Below are 21216 nucleotides of genomic sequence, written 5' to 3' on the forward strand. Positions count from 1 at the left end.
TATATATTAAATATTCTATGATGCACAATATAAAAGTACATCATTCATTGTTTAAAACTTCTTAAAATAAAGTATTTCTATTTATTCTTATAATATTTTTGTCCACCTAAAAATTTTTTAGATATCTATTGATTTACTCTGATTAAAGTGCTATATTATATATACCTAAAAAAAATTTAGGTATATACAGGCGTATATAAATAGAATAAGAAAGGAGTAGCGATAGTGATTTTATGAAAAGGGATGATTTGACTTTAGAATCTTTGATAATGATTGCACATGGAATAGCCCGACATTTTGGCAGTGATTGTGAAGTATGTATTCATGATTTACAAGCTAATGACCTGGAACACACTATTTGCTACATTATCAACGGTCATGTATCCGGAAGAAAGCTTGGCGACGGTGCTTCAAAGATAGTTTTGGAGACACTTGAAGCATTAAAAAAAGGTGAGAATGTCAGTGATCACCTTGGCTACAGGACACATACTTCAGACGGCAGAATCTTAAAATCTTCCACTATCTTTCTAAAAGATGAAACGGGTAAGTACAGATTCATACTCGGTATAAACCATGATATGACCGATTTCATCAATGCACAATCGGCACTTTCAAATATAGTGGAAAATATTGAAACTACCGATGAAGATATTTACGGTCAGATTCCGCTTAGTGTGAATGATCTTCTTGACAATCTGATTGAACAAAGCGTAAAGCTTGTGGGAAAAACGCCTGCTCTTATGACAAAAGATGAAAAGGTTAAGGCAATAAGATTTTTACAAAATGCCGGTGCCTTTCTTATCACCAGATCGGGCGATAAGATTTCTCAGTTTTTTGGAATCAGTAAGTTTACACTGTATAGCTATATTGATCAGGCAAAAGCAGTGGATGAATAAAGCATTTGGCTTAACAATTTTAGGAGGTTTAAAATTTCATGTCACAACTAAAATGGGTTATCAACAGCATGCCCAAAACAGATGATGCAAATCTTCCGATAATGTCGGTTGACGAGGTGAAAAAGGCTAAAACTTTCCATGAAAGTTTTCCACAGTATACTGAAACACCTTTGGCCGATTTAAAGGAGATGGCTAAGTTCTTAGGTTTAGGAGAGGTTAAGGTTAAGGATGAGTCTTACAGATTCGGTTTAAATGCGTTCAAGGTTCTTGGCGGTTCTTATGCAATTGCTAAATATATAGCTGATGAAATGAACGTGGATGTATCGGAATTACCTTATTCCGTTCTTACATCTGAAGAGTTTGCAAAGAAATTCAAACCTGCTACATTCTTCTCTGCTACAGACGGTAACCATGGTCGCGGAGTGGCTTGGGCAGCAAACAAATTGCATCAAAAATCAGTAATCATTATGCCGAAGGGTTCTACTCAGACAAGACTTAATAATATAAAGGCTGAAGGTGCGGATTCATGGATTTCTGATGTAAACTATGATGAATGTGTTCGTGAGGCTGCAAAGCTTGCCGCTAAAGTTGAGCATGGTGTTGTAGTTCAGGATACAGCATGGGAAGGTTATGAGAAGATACCTTCATGGATAATGCAAGGTTACGGTACTATGGCTCTTGAGGCCGATGCACAGTTTGCCGACAGACCGACACATGTATTTGTTCAGGCAGGTGTGGGTTCACTTGCAGGTGCAATGGTCGGATACTTTGCAAACAAATATAAAGACAATCCGCCGATTATGGTAGTTGTTGAAGCTGAGGCTGCCGCATGTCTGTATAAGGGTGCTGTTGCGGCTGACGGCAAGATAAGAATAGTTGACGGAGATATGGATACAATCATGGCAGGTCTTGCATGCGGTGAGCCGAATATCACATCCTGGGATATTTTAAAGAACCATGTAACATGCTTTATAGCTGCCGAAGATGAAGTGGCAGCAAGAGGTATGCGTATGCTTAATGCTCCGCTAAAGGGTGATCCTCAGGTACTTTCAGGTGAGTCGGGAGCTGCACCTTTCGGTGCACTTGCTACTATCATGACTAATGATGATTACAAGGAACTTAGAGAGAAACTAAACTTAACTAAAGATTCCAAGGTATTACTTTTCTCAACCGAGGGCGACACCGATCCGCAGCGTTGGAGAAATATTATCTGGGAAGCTAAGGAAAGATAAGATATAGTTGATATTTTTTAAGGAGGAACAATACAATGGGTAAATTATCAAAAGAAGAGTTGGAAAAGATTAAATCTTTGGCTGAAGGTTATAAGGCTGATATGACAGCTTTCCTTCGTGCTATAGTTGCCAATCCGGGCGAGTCATCTGACGAGGCTGCTCACGTTGCTACTATCAAGGCTGAGATGGAAAAGGTCGGCTTTGATGAGGTTAAGGTGGATCCGCAGGGAAACGTTATGGGATTCATGGGATCAGGCAAGACTCTTATCGCTTTTGACGGACATATCGATACAGTAGGTATCGGAAACAGAGATAACTGGAACTTCGATCCATATGAGGGATTTGAAGATGATGAAGAAATCGGCGGTCGTGGTGTTTCAGATCAGCTTGGCGGAACAGTTTCAGCAGTATATGCCGCAAAGATCATGAAGGATCTCGGACTTCTTAACGATAAGTATCGTGTAATGGTTGTCGGTACCGTTCAGGAAGAGGACTGTGACGGTCTTTGCTGGGAGTATATCTACCATGAGGATAAGATCAGACCTGAGTTCGTTGTATCTTCAGAGCCTACAGACGGCGGTCTTTACAGAGGACAAAGAGGTCGTATGGAGATCAGAATTGATGTTAAGGGTGTTTCCTGCCATGGTTCCGCTCCTGACAGAGGTGACAATGCTATCTACAAAATGGCTGATATCTTAAGAGATGTTCGTGCACTTAACAACAACGGTGATGCGGAGTCTACAGAAATCAGAGGACTTGTAAAGATGCTTAATCCTAAGTACAACGATCAGTGGAAAGAAGCAAGATTCCTTGGCAGAGGAACTGTAACAGCTTCACAGATCTTCTTCACATCTCCATCTCGTTGTGCGGTAGCCGACTCTTGTGCAGTATCTCTTGACAGAAGAATGACTGTAGGTGAGACTTGGGAATCATGTCTTGAGGAGATCAGACAACTTCCTGCTGTTAAGAAGTACGGTGATGATGTAGTTGTAAGTATGTATAACTATGACAGACCTTCATTTACAGGTGTTGTATATCCTATCGAGTGCTACTTCCCTACTTGGGTACTTCCTGAGGATCACAAAGTTTGTACAAGTGCTGTAGCGGCTTATAAGGACCTCTTCGGCGATAAGAGAATCGGTTCAAAGAAAACTCTTGCAGAGCGTGAGGTCAGACCGCTTCTTGACAAGTGGACATTCTCTACAAACGGTGTTTCTATAATGGGTAGAAACGGTATTCCTGTAATCGGATTCGGACCGGGTGCCGAGGCACAGGCTCATGCACCGAATGAGATCACATGGAAGAAAGACTTGGTAACTTGTGCAGCTTTCTATGCGGCACTTCCTGCTTACTACTGTGATTAATTTTATATAGATTATATATTTTAAGAGGTTTTTTAATCTCATACGGCTGTAAGGCTTAATCGGAGATTGTAAAAAATTGTATATTATAAAAACTAAAGCATTGCTTTTAGAAATAAGGAGTTTAAAAAAATGTCAAATTTCAAGAATTTAGTTGAAAAGTTAAAAGGCCTAAAGACACAGGATATGTATCAAAATGATTTCTTCCTTACATGGGAGAAGACAGATGATGAGCTTAATGCTGTATGGACAGTTGCAGATGCTCTTCGTGATTTAAGACAGAGAAACATCTCTACAAAGGTATTTGATTCAGGCCTTGGAATTTCACTTTTCCGTGATAATTCTACAAGAACCAGATTCTCTTTTGCTTCAGCTTGTAACCTTTTAGGACTTGAGGTTCAGGATCTTGATGAGGGTAAGTCACAGATAGCTCATGGTGAGACTGTTCGTGAGACAGCCAACATGATCTCTTTTATGGCTGATGTTATCGGTATCAGAGATGATATGTATATCGGTAAGGGTAATGCATATATGCATGAAGTTGCCGACTCGGTTGAGGCAGGATATAAGGACGGAGTTTTGGAGCAGAGACCTACTCTTGTAAACCTTCAGTGTGATATTGATCACCCTACACAGTGTATGGCTGATGCTCTTCATGTAATCCATGAGTTTGGCGGTATTGAGAATCTTAAGGGTAAGAAGATTGCTATGAGCTGGGCTTATTCACCGTCTTACGGCAAGCCTCTCTCAGTTCCGCAGGGTGTTATCGGTCTGTTCACAAGACTCGGTATGGATGTTGTTTTAGCTCATCCGGAGGGTTATGAGGTAATGCCTAAGGTTGTAGAGCAGGCAGAGAAGCAGGCAGCCGAGTGTGGCGGTAAGTTCACCGTTACAAATGATATGAAGGAAGCTTTCAAGGATGCAGATATCGTTTATCCAAAGTCATGGGCACCGTTTGCAGCTATGGAGAAGAGAACAAACCTTTATGCAGAGGGTGATTCTGAGGGAATCAAGAAGCTTGAGAAGGAGCTTTTGGCTCAGAATGCAGAGCATAAGGATTGGGCATGTACAGAAGAAATGATGAAGCTTACAAAGGACGGTAAGGCTCTTTATCTTCACTGCCTGCCTGCCGATATTACAGGTGTTTCTTGCGAGGAAGGTGAGGTTGACGGTTCAGTATTTGACAGATACAGAGATCCTCTTTATAAAGAAGCAAGCTTCAAGCCATACGTTATCGCTGCTATGATCCTTCTTGAGAAATTCAAAGATCCTGCTAAGGTTCTTGAGAAACTTGAGGCTCGTGGACAGGACAGAATTCTTTCAGAATAATTCATATTACAGAATTTTGATTCTAGTGGCAGTAGTAAATATAATCAAACATTTCACTGCTGCCTATAATTTTAAAAGGCAGGTCAGAAGTCCTGTCTTTTTTGATATTTCCTAATAAACATATAAGGGGAGATTTTATGACTAAGACATTTAAAAGCAAGATAGTAATAGCTCTTGGCGGTAACGCTTTGGGAAATAATTTAAAAGAGCAAATGGTGGCTGTAAAGACAACTGCAAAGGCTATCGTAGATTTAATTGAAGAAGGACATGAGGTTTTAATCGTTCATGGTAACGGTCCACAGGTCGGTGTAATCAACAATGCTATGACGGAGTATGCTCATTCTACAGATTCCGATCCTACTCCGCTGTCAGTATGTGTTGCAATGAGTCAGGCTTATATAGGATATGATATTCAGAATGCTCTTCATGAAGAGTTTTTAAACAGAAATCTTGAGGTTCCACCTATTGCCACAGTAGTAACTCAGATAAGAGTTGATGAAAATGATAAGGCATTTGAGAACCCTTCAAAACCAATCGGTAAGTTTATGGGCAAGGATGAAGCTCTTGCCGCTGCCGGCAGCAGAGGCTGGATTGTAAAAGAAGATGCAGGCAGAGGTTACAGAAGAGTTGTTGCTTCCCCCGCTCCGAAGGAAATCATAGAGCTTTCAGCTATTAAGTCTATGGCTGATGACGGACAGGTTGTTATCTGTTGCGGCGGTGGCGGAATCCCTGTTATTTCAAACGGTAAGCATCTTGCAGGTGTACCTGCAGTAATAGATAAGGACGCTGCTGCCGCTCTTCTTGCAAAGAATGTAGGTGCAGATACTCTTATCATCCTTACCGCTGTAGAAAAGGTTGCTATAGGCTACGGCACAGAAAATGAAAAATGGCTTGATAAGCTAAGCACAAAAGAAGCTCTAAAGTATGCTGATGACGGTGAGTTCGCTCCGGGATCAATGCTCCCTAAGGTACTCGCCGCAGTAGACTTCGCTTCATCAGGCGAAAATAAGACTGCTATGATAACATTGCTTGAGAAGGCTAAAGATGCCATCAACGGCAAGACCGGCACAAAAATTGTTGATTGATAAGGAGAAATATTATGAGCAATCAAACAACAAAGCAGTATGCTTCAATATTTGAAATGGATGGATTTCCAAAATTTTCAGAAGCTCTTCCGCTTGCACTTCAGCACGTTGTGGCAATGATTGTAGGCTGTATTACACCTGCTATTATAGTAGCAAATGTTGCAAAGCTTTCAGATCCTGACAGAGTACTTATGGTTCAGGCAGCTTTAGTAGTTGCCGCATTATCTACACTTTTACAGCTGTTCGGTATAGGTACAAAGACATTCAGAATCGGTGCAAAACTTCCTGTTATCATGGGAATAAGCTTCGCTTACGTTCCTACTATGCAGGATATTGCAGGAACTTCAGGTGTAGCTGCAATACTTGGTGCCCAGATAGTCGGCGGTGTTGTTGCAATACTTGTAGGCCTCTCTGTTAAGAAAATTCAGAAGCTTTTCCCACCGCTTGTAACAGGTACCGTAGTATTTACTATAGGTCTTTCACTTTACTCTGTTGCCGTAAACTATATGGCAGGCGGTCTTGGAAAGGATGACTACGGTTCTGTAAAGAACTGGGGAGTGGCTATTTTTACACTTATTATTGTTATAATACTCAATAACTTTGCTACCGGTATCTTAAAGCTTGCTTCTATATTGGTAGCAATGATTTGCGGTTATATTCTGGCACTGGTACTTGGCATGGTCAGCTTCTCATCTGTAGCAAGTGCAGGTATATTCTCACTGCCTCAGGTACTTCACTTCGGTGTAAAGTTTGACACGGCAGCTTGTATAGCAATCGGACTTTTGTTTGCTATCAACTCTATTCAGGCTATCGGTGACTTATCTGCTACCACAAGCGGTGCTATGGACAGACTTCCTACAGGTGATGAGCTTAGAAGCGGTATTATAGGATATGGTATATCAAATATCATCGGTGCCGTACTTGGAGGACTTCCTACAGCTACATTCTCACAAAATGTAGGTATTGTAACTACAACAAAGGTTATAAACCGAGCGGTACTTGGACTTGCAGGTATCATAATACTTGTAGCAGGTCTTATACCTAAGTTCTCCGCACTTCTTACCACTATTCCGCTGTGTGTACTTGGCGGTGCTACAATATCGGTATTTGCTTCAATAGCAATGACAGGTGTGAAACTTATCTTCACAGAAAAGATGGACTTTAGAAACACATCTATTGTCGGACTTTCAGTAGCTCTCGGTGTAGGTATTTCACAGGCACAGGGTGCACTTGCAGCATTCCCGAAAGAATTCACAACTATCTTCGGTAAGAGCCCTGTAGTTGTTGCAACTATCATGGCTGTACTATTGAATGTAGTACTTCCAAAGTCAAAGGACAAAAAATAATATCTTAAATAAAATGTAGTAGGGGCTGTCGCATGCGACAGCCCCTATTTTGGAATATGAAGTTTATATAAAAATCAGTATTTGTATAGCTATACAAATCTAATTTTTAATCTCTGATAATTTTACCTTTCTGTCTTCATTAAGTGACAGTGTAAGTGCATCTGCGGTAGCTATTGCGGCTCTTGCAGCTTTTCCTGTAAGAAGCGGCATAAACTCCTCACTGACCTTGGCTCCATGCATTACATCATTAAAGAACTTCATCTCATTTTTCATAATGCTGTGAAGCCACATAGGAGGCTTTTTACCGGGTTTTCCATACATTATAGCTCCGTCCATCTCGGTTCCATGATAGATTCTTGTACGATCATCATCCTCTTCCTTAGTCTCATGCACGAGAAAATGCTCTTCTTTATCTCCTACTCTTAGTGTGCCTCCACAATCATACATATCAATCTTTATAGCACCCTTACTGCCCTGTATAAGCACATAATGCTGTGGCCAATGGAATGCCGAACCGTACTCAAGTAATGCAAACCTCTTATTCGGAAACTCAAGACTTATAAAAAGCATATCATCTTCATCACCGAATTCTTCACCCTGATGTGCAACATTTCCGCCTATCATTGTCACAGTCTCAGGTTCACCCATTATAAACTGTATACAATCAAGCTCATGTATATGATGATATAGATGTCCTCCGGATTTTTCACGTATTTTCTTCCAGCTTATACTCTCCTGCGGCTCTTCCCATCCGTTTCTTGCACAATGACAGTAAAGCACATCTCCGATAACACCTTCATTGATAAGTTTCTTGGCATGCCTTACACCTTTGAAAAAATTCATAACATGACCTGCCATAAATCTTACACCATGCTCCTCACAAGTTCTTACCATCTCATCACAATCACTGTAAGAAAGCGCAATAGGCTTTTCGCAGAACACATGAACACCATGTTTTGCAGCCTTTATTACAGGCTCCTTATGTAAATAATTCGGTGATGCCACAATAACCGCATCAACATCACTTCTGCTGTATAGTTTATCCAAATCCGTCTCAACATCACAGTTTAACTCTTTTGCAATCTCTGTTGCATTATCAGGGTCAAGAACCGCAACCACTTTTGCATTTTCCTGTTCATTCATTATTCTGCCAAGTTCCGCGCCGAAATATCCTGTTCCTACAATTGCATAACCTATTCTGTCCATTATCTTACTAATCCTCCAAATTTATTTTACTGAACCTTCCGTCATACCGCCTGCAATATATCTTTGTATAAATGTAAAGAATATCACAGATGGAATAACAACTATTGTAGATGCCGCCATCATACTTCCCCAATCAAGAATTTCAGCTCCCTGTAATGACTTCAAGGCTACTGAAACTGTCATCAAATCTGTACTGTTTATCAAAATCAAAGAATATAAAAATTCATTCCATGCATTGATAAATGTATATATTGCTGTAGCCACTATTCCGGGGGCTACAAGAGGCAGCACTATTCTTACAAATGTAACAAGCTTATTTGCTCCGTCAACCCTTGCCGCCTCTTCTATTCCTATCGGAACTGTTTTGAAAAATCCTACAAGCATCCATACCGCGTATGGGACACTGAATGACAAATATACTATTATAAGTCCCACTCTTGTATTTGTAAGTCCAAGCTTTGCCATTACCAAAGAATAAGGGATTGCAAGCAGTATAGGCGGAAACATATATGTAGTAACCAAAACTCTTGACATAATATTTCCAAATCTTGGAAAGAATCTCACGATTCCGTACGCCGCCATTGAAGATACCGTTATAGCAATAACAGTTGTAATCAAAGCAATAATCAAGCTGTTTCCAATATTTACAGTAAATCCTAAATTATCTATTACATTCTTATAATTGATAAAAGTAAATTCCTTAGGTAAAAAAGATGTAGGATTTGATGTCAACTCCCCTGATCCCTTTACTGATGAAAGTATTACCCATACCAATGGAAACAAAGCTACAACAGACAGTATAATAAGATATGTGTGACAACATAAACTTCCGATTTTTTCTTTAACTTTTCCCATTATCACTTATCCTCCTTTTCCCATCTGTCTATCACTTTAAAATACAATGTACAAACAATAAGTAAAAATATAAGTAACAGCATTGTTACTGCTGATGATTTTCCTAAAAGTTTTGTACCCCAGCCCATATTGTAGGCGTATATAGGAACTGTTGTGGTTGCATTTGCAGGTCCGCCTCCTGTTATCAGATATATCAAATCAAAGTTGTTGAATACCCAAATAGTTCTAAGAACAACCAACAGTCCGACCACCACCTTAATATGCGGCAATGTGATATGTCTAAACTGCTGCAATTTACTTGCTCCGTCAATCTGTGCCGCCTCATACTGATCTGTAGGTATGGTTTGAAGCGCAGATAATACATTTACCATTATCATCGGTGCACCGAACCATATATTTATAAATATAAGAGTTCCGAATACCAAGCTTCCGTCACTTAAAAACTGTGGCAAACCTGATGCCAAACCCATATTTACAAGTAAATTCGGAATAAAACCTGATACACCGTTTAGAATCCACTTCCATGCAAGTGCTATAACTATTGACGGGAATGCCCATGGAATAATAAGTAAAATTCTATAAACACCTTTGAAATATTTTACCCTATGCAATGCCAGTGCGGCACTGAATCCTATAACTATCTGACCTAATAAAGAACATATTGTCCACAGTATTGAAATAGCAAATGCTTTATAAAAGCCCACATCTGAAAGTATTGAAATATAATTTTTAAACCACACAAATTTATAACTTGGTTTAGTCAGATGTTTTGTTGTTAAGCTGAAATATGTACTTGAAAAAATCGGATAAATAAGTAATGCTCCGACAATTATTAAGGCCGGCAGTACAAACAGCCATCTTGAGTAATTGGATTTAATTTTATCTTTCACTAAGTTTTCCTCCTTTCTTTAACAAATGCCCCATTTTTCCAAACGGGGCATTCAAATCACTATTGAACTGAGGCAAATATCTCATTCAGCTTATCTTCGGCAGCTTTAGCCGCTGTTTTAACATCTGTACCGTTTGTTATAATGTCTTGGAACATTCCTTCTATTATGCCCTGTGATGTTAAAAGACCTGCCTGCACACTTGGTCCATGTTCAAATCCTATCGCCGTACCTCTTTGTACCGCATCTTCAATAATCTTTTCTTCACTTGCAAACTTCTGAATTGTTTCATTAGACTTATATTTTTCCGTATCCGAGATACCTGTTATTGCCGGAAGCATTCCGACCGGTGTTGCAGCCAAAAATTCTGTATATGTATCTGTGTCATATAAAGTTTTCATAAATGCCTTGCATATTTCAGGATGTTTTGAATTAGCCCATACCACCATAGGAATATTGGAAGTTTCAGCACCGTAATCAGGGTCGTCAACCTTTATCTTAGGTAGAGGAGCACATGAAATCTGGTCAATCAAGTCAGGGGAGTTTGTCTTTACACCTGAAATCTGAAAACCGCTGTTGAAATCAAATGCCGTCTTTCCTTGATAATATAAATTTGCCTGATCAAGTACCGCATAGTTTACAGAATCCTTAGGTGAACAGTTTTTATATATATCCAACCAGAAATTTATTCCGTCTATAGCTTCTTTGCTTGTGAGATTTGCCTTTAAATCATCTGTTAAAAGGCTGCCGCCTGCACTGCGTACATAGAAGTTTAAAAATCTTGTAGCCATCAAATCATTAGATCCACATGGGAAAGAACATCCGTATACCCCGTCCTTTGTAAGAGCTTTTGCGGCTGTTGCAAATTCATCCCATGTCTTTGGAACTTCAAGATTGGCAGCCTCAAGTAAATCTTTTCTATACCACATAACCTGTGCATGTGAATACAGAGGTATCGAGTAACATTTCCCGTCCTTCTCACCCTCGGAAAGTGCAGTCTTTGCAAACCTGTCCCTTCCGATATCATCTATAAGATCATCCACCGGAATTATCGCCTCAGAGTCCATCATCTCAACAACATGACTTGGTAATGCCGTACTCATATCCGGAACATTTCCCGATGCAAGTCCTGTAGTCCATTTGGTATAGAAATCTCCCCATGAGAAGGTCTCGATATTAATTTTAACCTTAGGATTCTCCTGCATAAAATTATCCGCCGCTTTTTGTATAACCTCTAATCTCGGCCCCTGTGTAAAAGAATGCCAGAATGTAATCTCACCGTCCAACTCCTTAGCCTCTTGACTGCCGGCATCTGACCCGTTTGATTTTGTACCTTGCTGACCGCCACAACCAACCAGTGTTGATGCAACCAGTACTGCCGTCAATAAACCGCTTAAAAATCTTTTCTTCATTATTCCCTCCATAAAAATTATGTTATTACCACAATTTAAAATTAATATACGCTCATTTGTGATAAATGTTTCTGATGATGATATTATAGTATATTTTTTATACTAATTCTATAAAGTATAGACTTAAATATAGCATAATATGCTTGTGTTACAATCTTATCAATATGAATATAAAATATCTTATACTATTTAAATATAAAAATAAAACAGATATTTCAGATAAAATAAACCTCAAAATATCTGTTTTTATATAAATTATATTGTGTTTTACACCTATAAATAGCACTACACACTCAAAAATTTATTCCTTTGCCGCCAATCTGTATTGCCTTGGAGTATAACCGAATGCCACTTTAAATTCTCTTATAAAGTAATTCGGGTCCTTATATCCTACACCATATGCAATATCACTTATAGGTGCGTTGTTTACCAACAATTTTCTTGCAGCCGTAGTCAACTTTAAATCCTTTATATATACCATTGGTGACTTACCGACCTGTTCCTTAAACAAAGCACTGAACCTTTGCTTACTAAGCCCTGCCATATTTGCAAGACTTTGCGGAGTATATTCCTCCGACGGATGCAGTATTACATAATCCAATACCACTTGTATTCTGCCGTCTATCTTGGCAGTTGCTTTTTTTATACGATTTACCAGATTTTCAGATGTATATTCCTCCGATTTCATTAACTTCAGGGCATGGTCGGGATGCATTATATTTGACTTCTTTATCAAACTACCTATCAAAAGTTCCATATAGCCTCTGACAAAAAACATCCTTGCAGGATCCTCTTCTTTTATATAATGATATATTTTTTCAAAGTAAACCTTTTCATCTATACCCTCCATTACATTTGATATGCCATAATAGTCCTTTAAAAAATCTCCACCTTCAAAATATACCGAATTTGTAAATCTGATACTTGTAAATGAAAAATTATCACTTGTTGTATAACATGAAAGTTTGCTTCCCTTTGGAATATAGACTATTTGAGATTTACTGACAACAAATTCTTCATCATCTATAAAAAATGTTCCACTTCCAAACTCTATATATCTCAGCATATTATATGGCACTATGCTTTCCGGATATACCCAATTCTTGCCGAAAGAATATGTATCAATGTATAAAAAATTAAATCTTATATTGTCAAACATTTGCTGTCACCCTCGTTCATCATTCTTTGACTATATTATATAAAATATCCTTATTTCATTCAATGAAAATATAACTGATATACCTTGTTCTAAAGCATAAAATACACACCTGTATACCGTTGATTTCAATAAATTATTTATTCCACACTGGACTTAAATACCATATCAATGTATACTTTACCGTAGTATTGCTGACAGCATTATCTGTTTGAAAGGAGATTGTATGGAAATACCTTATAAGATTTATTTAGAAGAAAATGAGATGCCGAAATACTGGTATAATATGAGGGCTGATATGAAGAACAAGCCGGCTCCGCTTTTAAACCCCGGAACACATAAACCTGTTACATTTGACGAGTTGTCACATGTATTCTGTGATGAACTTGTTAAGCAGGAGCTTGACGATACCACTGCATTTTTTGAGATACCGGAAGAGATCAGATCATTTTACAGAATGTACAGACCTGCTCCTCTTGTCAGAGCATACTGCCTTGAAAAGAAACTCGGTACGCCTGCAAAGATATATTACAAATTTGAAGGAAACAATACCAGCGGAAGCCATAAACTGAATTCAGCTATAGCACAAGCCTACTATGCAAAGGAGCAGGGATTAAAAGGTGTTACTACCGAGACCGGTGCAGGACAGTGGGGCACCGCTCTTTCTATGGCATGTGCATACTTCGGGCTTGATTGTAAAGTATATATGGTTAAGGTATCTTATGAGCAAAAACCCTTCAGGCGTGAGGTCATGAGAACATATGGTGCAACTGTCACGCCATCACCGTCAATGGAAACAGAAGTGGGAAGAAGAATACTCAAAAAACATCCCGGCACTACAGGAAGTCTTGGATGTGCAATATCGGAGGCTGTAGAAAAAGCCACCACTTCTAAAGGATACCGATATGTTCTTGGAAGTGTGTTAAATCAGGTTTTACTGCATCAATCCGTTATAGGTCTTGAAACCAAGGCGGCACTTGATAAATATAATATCAAGCCTGATATTATAATAGGATGTGCAGGCGGAGGCTCAAATCTTGGCGGCCTTATATCTCCTTTTATGGGTGAAAAGCTAAGAGGCGAAAGTGATGTAAGAATAATTGCCATAGAGCCTGCATCATGCCCAAGCTTTACAAGAGGTACATTTGCCTATGACTTCTGCGATACAGGTATGATGACTCCTCTTGCAAAGATGTATACTCTTGGCAGTGATTTTATTCCGTCTCCAAACCATGCAGGCGGTCTTAGATATCATGGAATGAGCTCCACACTTTCACAGCTCTATCATGACGGCTATATGGAAGCTACTTGCGTAAATCAGACCGATGTATTTAAAGCTGCTGAGTATTTTGCAAGAATTGAGGGTATTCTACCTGCTCCCGAGAGCTCACATGCTATATATGCGGCCATAGAAGAAGCCAAAAAATGTAAAGAAAGCGGTGAGGAAAAGACTATTGTATTCGGTCTTACCGGTACAGGATATTTTGATATGGTTGCTTACGAAAAATTCCATGACGGAAAAATGGATGATAATGTACCAAGTGATGAGGAACTAAAAAAATATGCCGATATGCTGCCGAAAGTAGAATAATTTTTATAATATAATAAAGTACAGGTTGCCACACCGATTCGGTATGACAACCTGTATTTTTATTCATTCTCTATTAAATAATATATTGCACCTGCAAGTCCTGCATCATTACCCAACTTTGCAGGCAGTATTTCAAGTCCTTGTGCAAATCTGGGCATCAACTTTGAATGCACCTTTTCGCTCAAACTTTTTATAAACTCTTTTCTGGAACTTACTCCGCCGCCTATTATCACCAGTTCCGGATTAAATATATGTACAAGAGATATTATTCCCAAAGAAATATCATCAATCCAACTCTCCACTGCCTCTTTTAGCAGATTGTTCCCTGAAAGAGAATCAAATATCTTTCTTCCATTGATATTTTCTGCAAAATCTTTTGGAAAATGTGACGGATTTTTCTTTTGCAAGGCGGAGACCCTTCTTACAAGTGCAGTCATGGAAGCATACTTTTCAAGACAGCCCACATTGCCACATGAACACTCCATACCGTCTCCATGTATTACTATATGTCCAACCTCTCCTGCCAGACCTCTTCTTCCAAGCAGAATCTTATCATTAACTATGATACCTCCGCCTACTCCCGTGCCGATAGTGACAGCAACTATATCCTTATAGCCTTTTCCCGCTCCTATCCATTTCTCACCCAAAGCGGCACTGTTTGCATCATTTATAACAACGGTTTTTATAGAATATTTCTTTTCAAAACTTTCCTTTATCTTTGAACCTACCCAGTTTTTGATATGTCCGGCACTTCCGATAACCTCACCGTTTAACGAATCTATCTGTCCTGTCGCTGATACTCCGATTCCTGATATATCTCTGAAACTAAGACCACCTGAAGCCACAAAATATTCTGTTTTTTTCAAAACCGTTTTCAGTATAGGTGTTTCATATCCGTCAAAGGATACCGAGAACTCACTCCTGTGAAGTATATTGCCATCCTCATCCACAAGTCCGAACTTTGCCGCAGTTCCACCTATATCAATACCTAAATATACTTTATTCATCATAGAAATTTCTTTTTAGCATCAACAATCATCTTTGCGGCCGCTTTTGCAATCTCTTTGTCATCACTGTTAAGTCCGACCAAAGGTTTTCTTACGCTGCCTATATCAAGGCCTTCATTGATTCTAAGCACTTCCTTTATCATAGCATACATATTTCCATGACCTGAGGTAAGCTTTTCAATTATATCATTGACATAATACTGTATTTCACCGGCTCTCTTAATATCGCCACTATTGATACTCTCATCCATTGCAATAAAAAGCTCAGGCATAGCACCATATGTTCCACCGATACCTGCTTTTGCACCTGCTGCTCTGCCTGAAACAAACTGCTCGTCAGGACCGTTAAATACAATATAATCCTCTCCTCCGTCTCTTACAAAACCCTGTATATCATATGTGGGCATAGATGAATTCTTTACACCTATAACATTCTTATTCTCACGCATCTTTGTATACAGTCCTCTGCTTAGGGCAACTCCTGCAAGCTGTGGGATATTATAGATAATAAAATCTGTATTTGGAGCCGCACTGCTGTAATCATTCCAGTACTGTGCAACAGCATACTCAGGAAGTTTAAAATATATGGGCGGAATTGAAGCTATAGCATCTACACCAAGCCTCTCTGCATGAGCCGCCAGTTCCATACCGTCCTTTGTGTTATTACAAGCGATATGATTTATTACAGTAAGATTTCCCTTAACCTTCATTACATTTTCAAGAACAACTTTTCTGTCTTCCACACTTTGATATATACACTCGACTGAAGAACCGTTGACATAAACACCTCTTACTTTCTTGTCAACAAAGTATTCTGTAAGAGCCCTTACCCTCTCTGAACTGATTTCTCCCTTATCATCATAGCAAGCATAAAATGCAGGTATAACACCCCTGTATTTATCTAAATTCCTCATAGTTCCTCCTTAAAGTAAAGGATTGCAAAAGCAATCAATATCTATTATTGTAGGCTAAGGATATCACTCATTGAAATAATTTTCAATATTAAAATTAATTTTGAAAGTACTTTCATAACTTTCTATATTTTACAACTTTTATTAAACTCTGCTAAATCAATTTATTGAAAATCATTTGCCCAACACCGCTTGCCACTCACTTTCTTTAAATCCCACCAAAGCAAATTTATCTCCCAAAACTATAGGCCTTTTTACAAGCATTCCGTTTTCTGAAAGCAGGGAAAGCTTTTCATCATCACTCATCTTATCCATTTTTTCTTTTATATTCATCTCCCTATACAGCATACCGCTTGTATTAAAGAGCTTTTTTATCGGTAGTCCCGAATACTCCAAAACCTTCTTTAACTCCTCCACACTTGGAGTCTCCTCCACTATATTTTTCTCCACAAAATCAATATTCCTGTCTCTTAACCACTTCCTTGCCTTTACACATGTGGAACATTTGGGATAATGAAATACTTTCATAAAGCCTCCTTATTATCTAATCTTTTACTGTTTACAAAAATCAAAGTATACCTTATTTTATATATCAAAATGATTCTATATGGCATACATACCAAGATAGTATATATTATACAAAATATCTGAAATAATTGAAACAATAGAAAAACAGTTCAGCCCTTTAATGCCGAACTGTTACTATAAATCTATTAAATCTATATTTTACCTTGCCGAAAGCAGCTCTATTATAGCCCCCTTGACATATTCATTCTCACATACACTGTAGATTTCACCGATTACCTTGCCGGAGTTTGTAGAATCATACTTTCGTACCGCCTCCATCACCTTTGTCTTTAAATCATATTCTATTTGTGCATTGTTAAGAATATTAAATATCCTGCCTTGTATGCTGTCATATAAACTGCAACTCTCTGTTTCAACTTCCACATCTAGGGCAGATGCCACAGAGATATACGGTAATCTGATAATTAAAGTATTATTCATTTTATCATATTCAGTATCAACCGGTATTGCAGGCTTTTTATCCGAGAAAATATTTATATTGGTCGCATTTCCTATACCGTGGAAATACAAATTATACTTCCTTTTTGGCGGTGCCGCTAAAGCATTTCCCTCCTGCGGATGGATTTTAAATAAATAGCTTAAGTTCTTATCATTTGTATCCGATATTTTTACTCCACAGTTTTCATATCTTGTATATGCCCAGTCACTTTCAATAAAATCAGTAAATTCCTTTTCATCCTCTGCAAGAGTAAACTCTCCGGCTTTGCCGGTAAAAATATGTAAATCAAGCTCTGAAGGAGCTTTTATATCATTTGTATAGCTATCTGTGGCAAGCGGCAATATACTTCCCTCTCTTGCAAATACCGCTATATCCTCCAAATCCCTGTATATTTCAAGTTCACGATTTCCACTATACTTTACTCCGGTAAATATATCAAACCAGTTACCCTCAGGCAGCCAAATCTTTGTCTTTGACAATCCGCTCTTTTTATCAATCTTTACGGTTACGGGGCATACTATCAGGTCATTTCCAAAATAATATTCGTTTTTATAATCATAGACCTTATCATTTACGGGCTCATAATAATAAAGAGGCAGTATAAGCGGCAGCTTATCCACATGAGCTCTCCTGTTCATTGTATAAAGATATGGTATAAATCTATGGCGAAGTCTCAAATATCTTTTTACTATATTCTCAGCTATTAAATTATACTTCCAGGGTTCCTTTCCCGAAAATTCATTGCAGGTGCTGTGTAATCTCATTATAGGTGAGAATACACCAAACTGCACCCATCTGACAAACATCTCATCATCCCTGATACCGTTCATATGTCCACCGATATCATGGCTCCACCAAGCATATCCTATATTGGATGCGGTAGCTGTAAAATATGGCTGAAAATCAAGACTTTCCCATGTAATAATGGTATCTCCCGAAAAGCCTATAGGATATTTATGACTTCCCACGCCGGCATATCTTGACAGTATCAGACCTCTGCCGGACTCTCTTTTAGCAGAGTCCTTATAATGAAAATAATTTAAAAGCCATAAAGGATCCAATCCCTTATGCCCTGAGTTTTCACCCTGTTGCCAATCTATCCACCAATAGTCCACACCCTGTTTTTCCAGCGGATGATGCACATATTTAAAATATCCCTCTCTAAACTTTTCATCTGCTATATCAAAAAGTACCGGTTCTTCCTTTTTAGTATCTACGCCCATAAACTTTGCCAATTCATCATAGCAATCTTCATATGCCCTTATTCCATCTGCCGGATGTACATTTAAAAGAACTCTATATCCTCCCTTATGCAGCTCCCCTAAAAACTCTTCAGGGCTTGGAAACAACTCCTTATTCCATGTATATCCTGTCCATCCGGTACCGAACCTTTCTTCCACCTCAGTCAAATGCCAGTCCATATCTATTACCGCAACGCTGAAAGGTATTTCTTCTCTCCTAAATCTTTCCATAAGTTCCAGATAGGACTTCTGTGTATATTTATAATATCTGCTCCACCAGTTTCCAAGTGTAAATCTTGGCAGTAGCGGAAGTGCGCCGCTCAGAGTATAAAAATCCCTAATCGCCGTTAAGAAATCCATGCCGTAGCCAAAGAAATATAAATCAACAGACTCTCTATCCTCTCTTAGCTTAAAACCGTCTTTTGTTATAAGCATGGAATTGCTGTCATCCACTACAGACCACATTTTTCTTGAAACAATTCCCTCGGAAAGCTCCGTCTCACCGTCAATATTATCAAGAGTTCTCGTTGTTCCCTTTAAGCTCTCATTCTTATCCCCATAATGCCATACACTTGAGGTGGTTCCATAGTTTCCGCTTACATTTATTCTTAAGCCTTCCCCCGAAAACTCTTTTTTATCATATATAATTCTCAAATATTCTGTAACTATTACAAGCCTGTCTTCACTGTCCAAAACATCAAATTTTACTTCAGGGAAATTTCTGTTTGTTACAGCTGCCGTCTCTTCATCGACAAATACATTTTTTTTACTGTACTCAAGTCTTATAAGCCTGTCTGTAAGTATGCTGATACGATAATTTTTTCCTTTAATTATTGAAGTTTCCGCCGTTTTTCTATCTGCCATACTAATTTTACTCCTTTTTTAAATGAGGCATATATTGTAATATTTTTCCTTATTATAATCAGGCAAACAATCCTCTGCCCTGTAGCTTCTAATGAAATACCACACTATCTGCAATACTTTTGTAAATCCTCAAAGCTTTCCAAATGAAAAGTCACATCACTGATATTTTTTGCATCACATATTCCTGCAACCTCCATTCCGGCTCTTTTTGCTCCCTCCACACCTGATGCGGCATCCTCCACAACCAGACATTCATCACTCAAAAGCCCAAGACCTATCCCCGCCTTTTCAAACACTTCCTTATCGGGTTTTGAATATTTTATATCATTTCCGTCTACAATAATATCAAAAAAATCTATAAGATTTAATTTTGACAATATAAGTCTTGCATTTTTACTGGATGAGGCTATAGCCGTTTTATAGCCCCTTTCTTTTAACATATCCAGAGTTTCCTTCACCTTTTTATCCAGATCATTTTCACTCATCTTATTTAACAGCTCTTTATACATCTCATTTTTTTTATTTGCAAACTCTTCTTTTTCTTTATCGCTGTATGCCTTATCCGATCTTTCAAGTATAATTTCCAAACTCTCCATACGGCTCACTCCCCTGAGCCTGTTATTTATTTGCTCATCAAAATATATTCCTATACTGTCTGCCAGATTTTTCCATGCCATATAGTGATATTTATCCGTATGACAAATAACACCGTCCAAATCAAATATAATTCCCTTAAATCTTCTATTTTCCATTACTTTTATTCACACAACCCACTTATTTGATGAGCTGTTTTTCTCCTTTTATATAAATTTCCACGCTGTTTCCTTGAAGTTTTTCTACACTGACCTTATTATCCTTTTCTATTCTTACTCTTAAGCTGCTTCCCTTATATATCAGTGGAAACTCTAAAAAGCTCCATTCCTTTGGCAGGCGGGGATTTATACTCAGTCCGTTTTTATCAATATTTACACCTCCGAATCCTAATACATATATTGCCCAGATACCGCCTATGGAAGCACTATGTATTCCCTCATCCGATGACTTCATATTAGGTCCCAAATCCACACTTATTGCACCCTTAAACAGCTTATATGCCATTTCCTCAAATTTAAATTCATTAGCCAAAACAGCATGTGTAGACTTGCTTAATGATGAATCATGTAAGGTCTTATCCTCATAAAATACAAAATTCTTTTTTCTTGTTTCATAATCAAATAAATCTCTAAACAGATATAAAAGCATAACAGTATCCGACTGCTTTGAAACCATATATTCATTAAGTTGCTTTGTATTATAATCATTGTAGATACCAAGTACTTCATCAGAGTTTTTATATTTACTTATATCGAGCTTTTTAAGAAGTATAAAAAGCTCGGTATCCCGGAAAGAATGCCCCTTATACCCCTCTCCGCTTAGAGCTTTTGCACCTATTCCCACCCTGTTATCATCAGCCTTTACCATAATCCTTAAGTGATAAAGTGCAAAGTTGATTGCGGTTTTTACATATTTATCATCAGTTCCTACAATGATCTCACTCTTTTTTAAATACTCTTTCCACACGTATTCGCTGCTTTTAAAAAGCTCGCTATATTCTGTATTGTGAACTACCCATAGTCTAAAGCCTGTGGGCTTCCTGCTTCGCTGACCTCGTAACCTACTATCTCCACAGGCGTTAATTCGGGCAGTCCCTGCCCTATCATTTTTCTTATACTACTTGTCTTAAACCTTCTGCCAATATATTTTTTGCTGCATTGATATCTCTATCGTGTTTTGTATTGCAGAAAGGACATATCCAATCTCTTACTTTTAG

19 protein-coding genes are annotated in these 21216 nt (G+C 38.3%); 7 read left to right on the plus strand and 12 right to left on the minus strand.

Annotation, left to right across the window (positions count from 1 at the left end; genetic code table 11):
- Nucleotides 1-233: 233 nt before the first annotated feature.
- The 6 genes from HMPREF0381_RS12195 (at nt 234) to HMPREF0381_RS12220 (ending at nt 7249) form a co-directional block, all read left to right on the plus strand.
- Nucleotides 234-896: a helix-turn-helix transcriptional regulator gene (locus HMPREF0381_RS12195; protein WP_008752296.1), complete on the plus strand. Its 663-nt coding sequence runs from the start codon at nt 234-236 to the stop codon at nt 894-896.
- Between the two features lie 38 nt (nt 897-934).
- Nucleotides 935-2128 carry a diaminopropionate ammonia-lyase gene (dpaL, locus tag HMPREF0381_RS12200; RefSeq protein WP_008752297.1) on the plus strand — a complete coding sequence of 398 codons (1194 nt, stop codon included), beginning with the start codon at nt 935-937 and terminating at the stop codon, nt 2126-2128.
- A 35-nt stretch (nt 2129-2163) separates the two neighbouring features.
- On the plus strand, nt 2164-3492 hold the full coding sequence (locus HMPREF0381_RS12205) for a YgeY family selenium metabolism-linked hydrolase (RefSeq protein WP_008752298.1): 1329 nt from the start codon (nt 2164-2166) through the stop codon (nt 3490-3492).
- Nucleotides 3493-3621: 129 nt separating this feature from the next.
- Entirely contained in the window at nt 3622-4818 is a 1197-nt protein-coding gene (ygeW, locus tag HMPREF0381_RS12210; RefSeq protein ID WP_008752299.1) for a knotted carbamoyltransferase YgeW, read from the plus strand.
- A gap of 137 nt (nt 4819-4955) precedes the next feature.
- Nucleotides 4956-5903 (plus strand): carbamate kinase, encoded by a 948-nt coding sequence (gene arcC / locus HMPREF0381_RS12215; RefSeq protein WP_008752300.1) that lies wholly within the window; start codon nt 4956-4958, stop codon nt 5901-5903.
- A 14-nt stretch (nt 5904-5917) separates the two neighbouring features.
- Entirely contained in the window at nt 5918-7249 is a 1332-nt protein-coding gene (locus tag HMPREF0381_RS12220; RefSeq protein WP_008752301.1) for a uracil-xanthine permease family protein, read from the plus strand.
- 99 nt (nt 7250-7348) lie between these two features.
- On the opposite strand, the gene HMPREF0381_RS12225 is transcribed toward HMPREF0381_RS12220, so the two are convergent.
- The 5 genes from HMPREF0381_RS12225 to HMPREF0381_RS12245 all read right to left on the minus strand — a co-directional run bounded on the left by HMPREF0381_RS12225 (nt 7349) and on the right by HMPREF0381_RS12245 (nt 12768).
- Complete coding sequence (locus HMPREF0381_RS12225) at nt 7349-8455, minus strand: Gfo/Idh/MocA family protein (RefSeq protein ID WP_008752302.1); 1107 nt, start codon at nt 8453-8455, stop codon at nt 7349-7351.
- Nucleotides 8456-8476: 21 nt separating this feature from the next.
- Nucleotides 8477-9310 (minus strand): carbohydrate ABC transporter permease, encoded by an 834-nt coding sequence (locus HMPREF0381_RS12230; protein WP_008752303.1) that lies wholly within the window; start codon nt 9308-9310, stop codon nt 8477-8479.
- A 2-nt stretch (nt 9311-9312) separates the two neighbouring features.
- The gene (locus HMPREF0381_RS12235) at nt 9313-10200 is read right to left on the minus strand and encodes a carbohydrate ABC transporter permease (protein ID WP_008752304.1); all 888 of its coding nucleotides are present in this window, start codon (nt 10198-10200) and stop codon (nt 9313-9315) included.
- Between the two features lie 59 nt (nt 10201-10259).
- Nucleotides 10260-11609, minus strand: coding sequence for an ABC transporter substrate-binding protein (locus tag HMPREF0381_RS12240; protein WP_040461442.1), 1350 nt, complete (start codon nt 11607-11609; stop codon nt 10260-10262).
- A 301-nt stretch (nt 11610-11910) separates the two neighbouring features.
- Nucleotides 11911-12768: an AraC family transcriptional regulator gene (locus HMPREF0381_RS12245; RefSeq protein WP_008752306.1), complete on the minus strand. Its 858-nt coding sequence runs from the start codon at nt 12766-12768 to the stop codon at nt 11911-11913.
- Between the two features lie 223 nt (nt 12769-12991).
- Here HMPREF0381_RS12245 and HMPREF0381_RS12250 point away from each other — a divergent pair, with 223 nt between their 5' ends.
- On the plus strand, nt 12992-14356 hold the full coding sequence (locus HMPREF0381_RS12250) for a TrpB-like pyridoxal phosphate-dependent enzyme (protein WP_008752307.1): 1365 nt from the start codon (nt 12992-12994) through the stop codon (nt 14354-14356).
- A gap of 59 nt (nt 14357-14415) precedes the next feature.
- On the opposite strand, the gene HMPREF0381_RS12255 is transcribed toward HMPREF0381_RS12250, so the two are convergent.
- The 7 genes from HMPREF0381_RS12255 to HMPREF0381_RS15935 all read right to left on the minus strand — a co-directional run.
- Nucleotides 14416-15366 carry an ROK family protein gene (locus HMPREF0381_RS12255; RefSeq protein WP_008752308.1) on the minus strand — a complete coding sequence of 317 codons (951 nt, stop codon included), beginning with the start codon at nt 15364-15366 and terminating at the stop codon, nt 14416-14418.
- The gene (locus tag HMPREF0381_RS12260) at nt 15363-16277 is read right to left on the minus strand and encodes a dihydrodipicolinate synthase family protein (protein ID WP_008752309.1); all 915 of its coding nucleotides are present in this window, start codon (nt 16275-16277) and stop codon (nt 15363-15365) included. Before HMPREF0381_RS12260 ends, HMPREF0381_RS12255 begins: the two co-directional genes overlap by 4 nt.
- Nucleotides 16278-16448: 171 nt before the next feature.
- Nucleotides 16449-16802, minus strand: a complete 354-nt coding sequence (locus HMPREF0381_RS12265; RefSeq protein WP_008752310.1) for an arsenate reductase family protein — start codon at nt 16800-16802, stop codon at nt 16449-16451.
- A 198-nt stretch (nt 16803-17000) separates the two neighbouring features.
- Nucleotides 17001-19406, minus strand: a complete 2406-nt coding sequence (locus HMPREF0381_RS12270; RefSeq protein ID WP_008752312.1) for a glycoside hydrolase family 31 protein — start codon at nt 19404-19406, stop codon at nt 17001-17003.
- A 104-nt stretch (nt 19407-19510) separates the two neighbouring features.
- Nucleotides 19511-20158 carry a beta-phosphoglucomutase gene (gene pgmB / locus HMPREF0381_RS12275; protein WP_008752313.1) on the minus strand — a complete coding sequence of 216 codons (648 nt, stop codon included), beginning with the start codon at nt 20156-20158 and terminating at the stop codon, nt 19511-19513.
- Between the two features lie 22 nt (nt 20159-20180).
- On the minus strand, nt 20181-20966 hold the full coding sequence (locus tag HMPREF0381_RS12280) for a glycosyl hydrolase family 65 protein (RefSeq protein WP_008752314.1): 786 nt from the start codon (nt 20964-20966) through the stop codon (nt 20181-20183).
- A gap of 145 nt (nt 20967-21111) precedes the next feature.
- On the minus strand, nt 21112-21216 hold a 105-nt coding region (locus tag HMPREF0381_RS15935; protein WP_154647128.1), incomplete at its 5' end, for a zinc ribbon domain-containing protein.

Origin of the sequence: Lachnoanaerobaculum saburreum DSM 3986 (assembly GCF_000185385.1) — a bacterium.
Classification (GTDB): domain Bacteria; phylum Bacillota; class Clostridia; order Lachnospirales; family Lachnospiraceae; genus Lachnoanaerobaculum; species Lachnoanaerobaculum saburreum.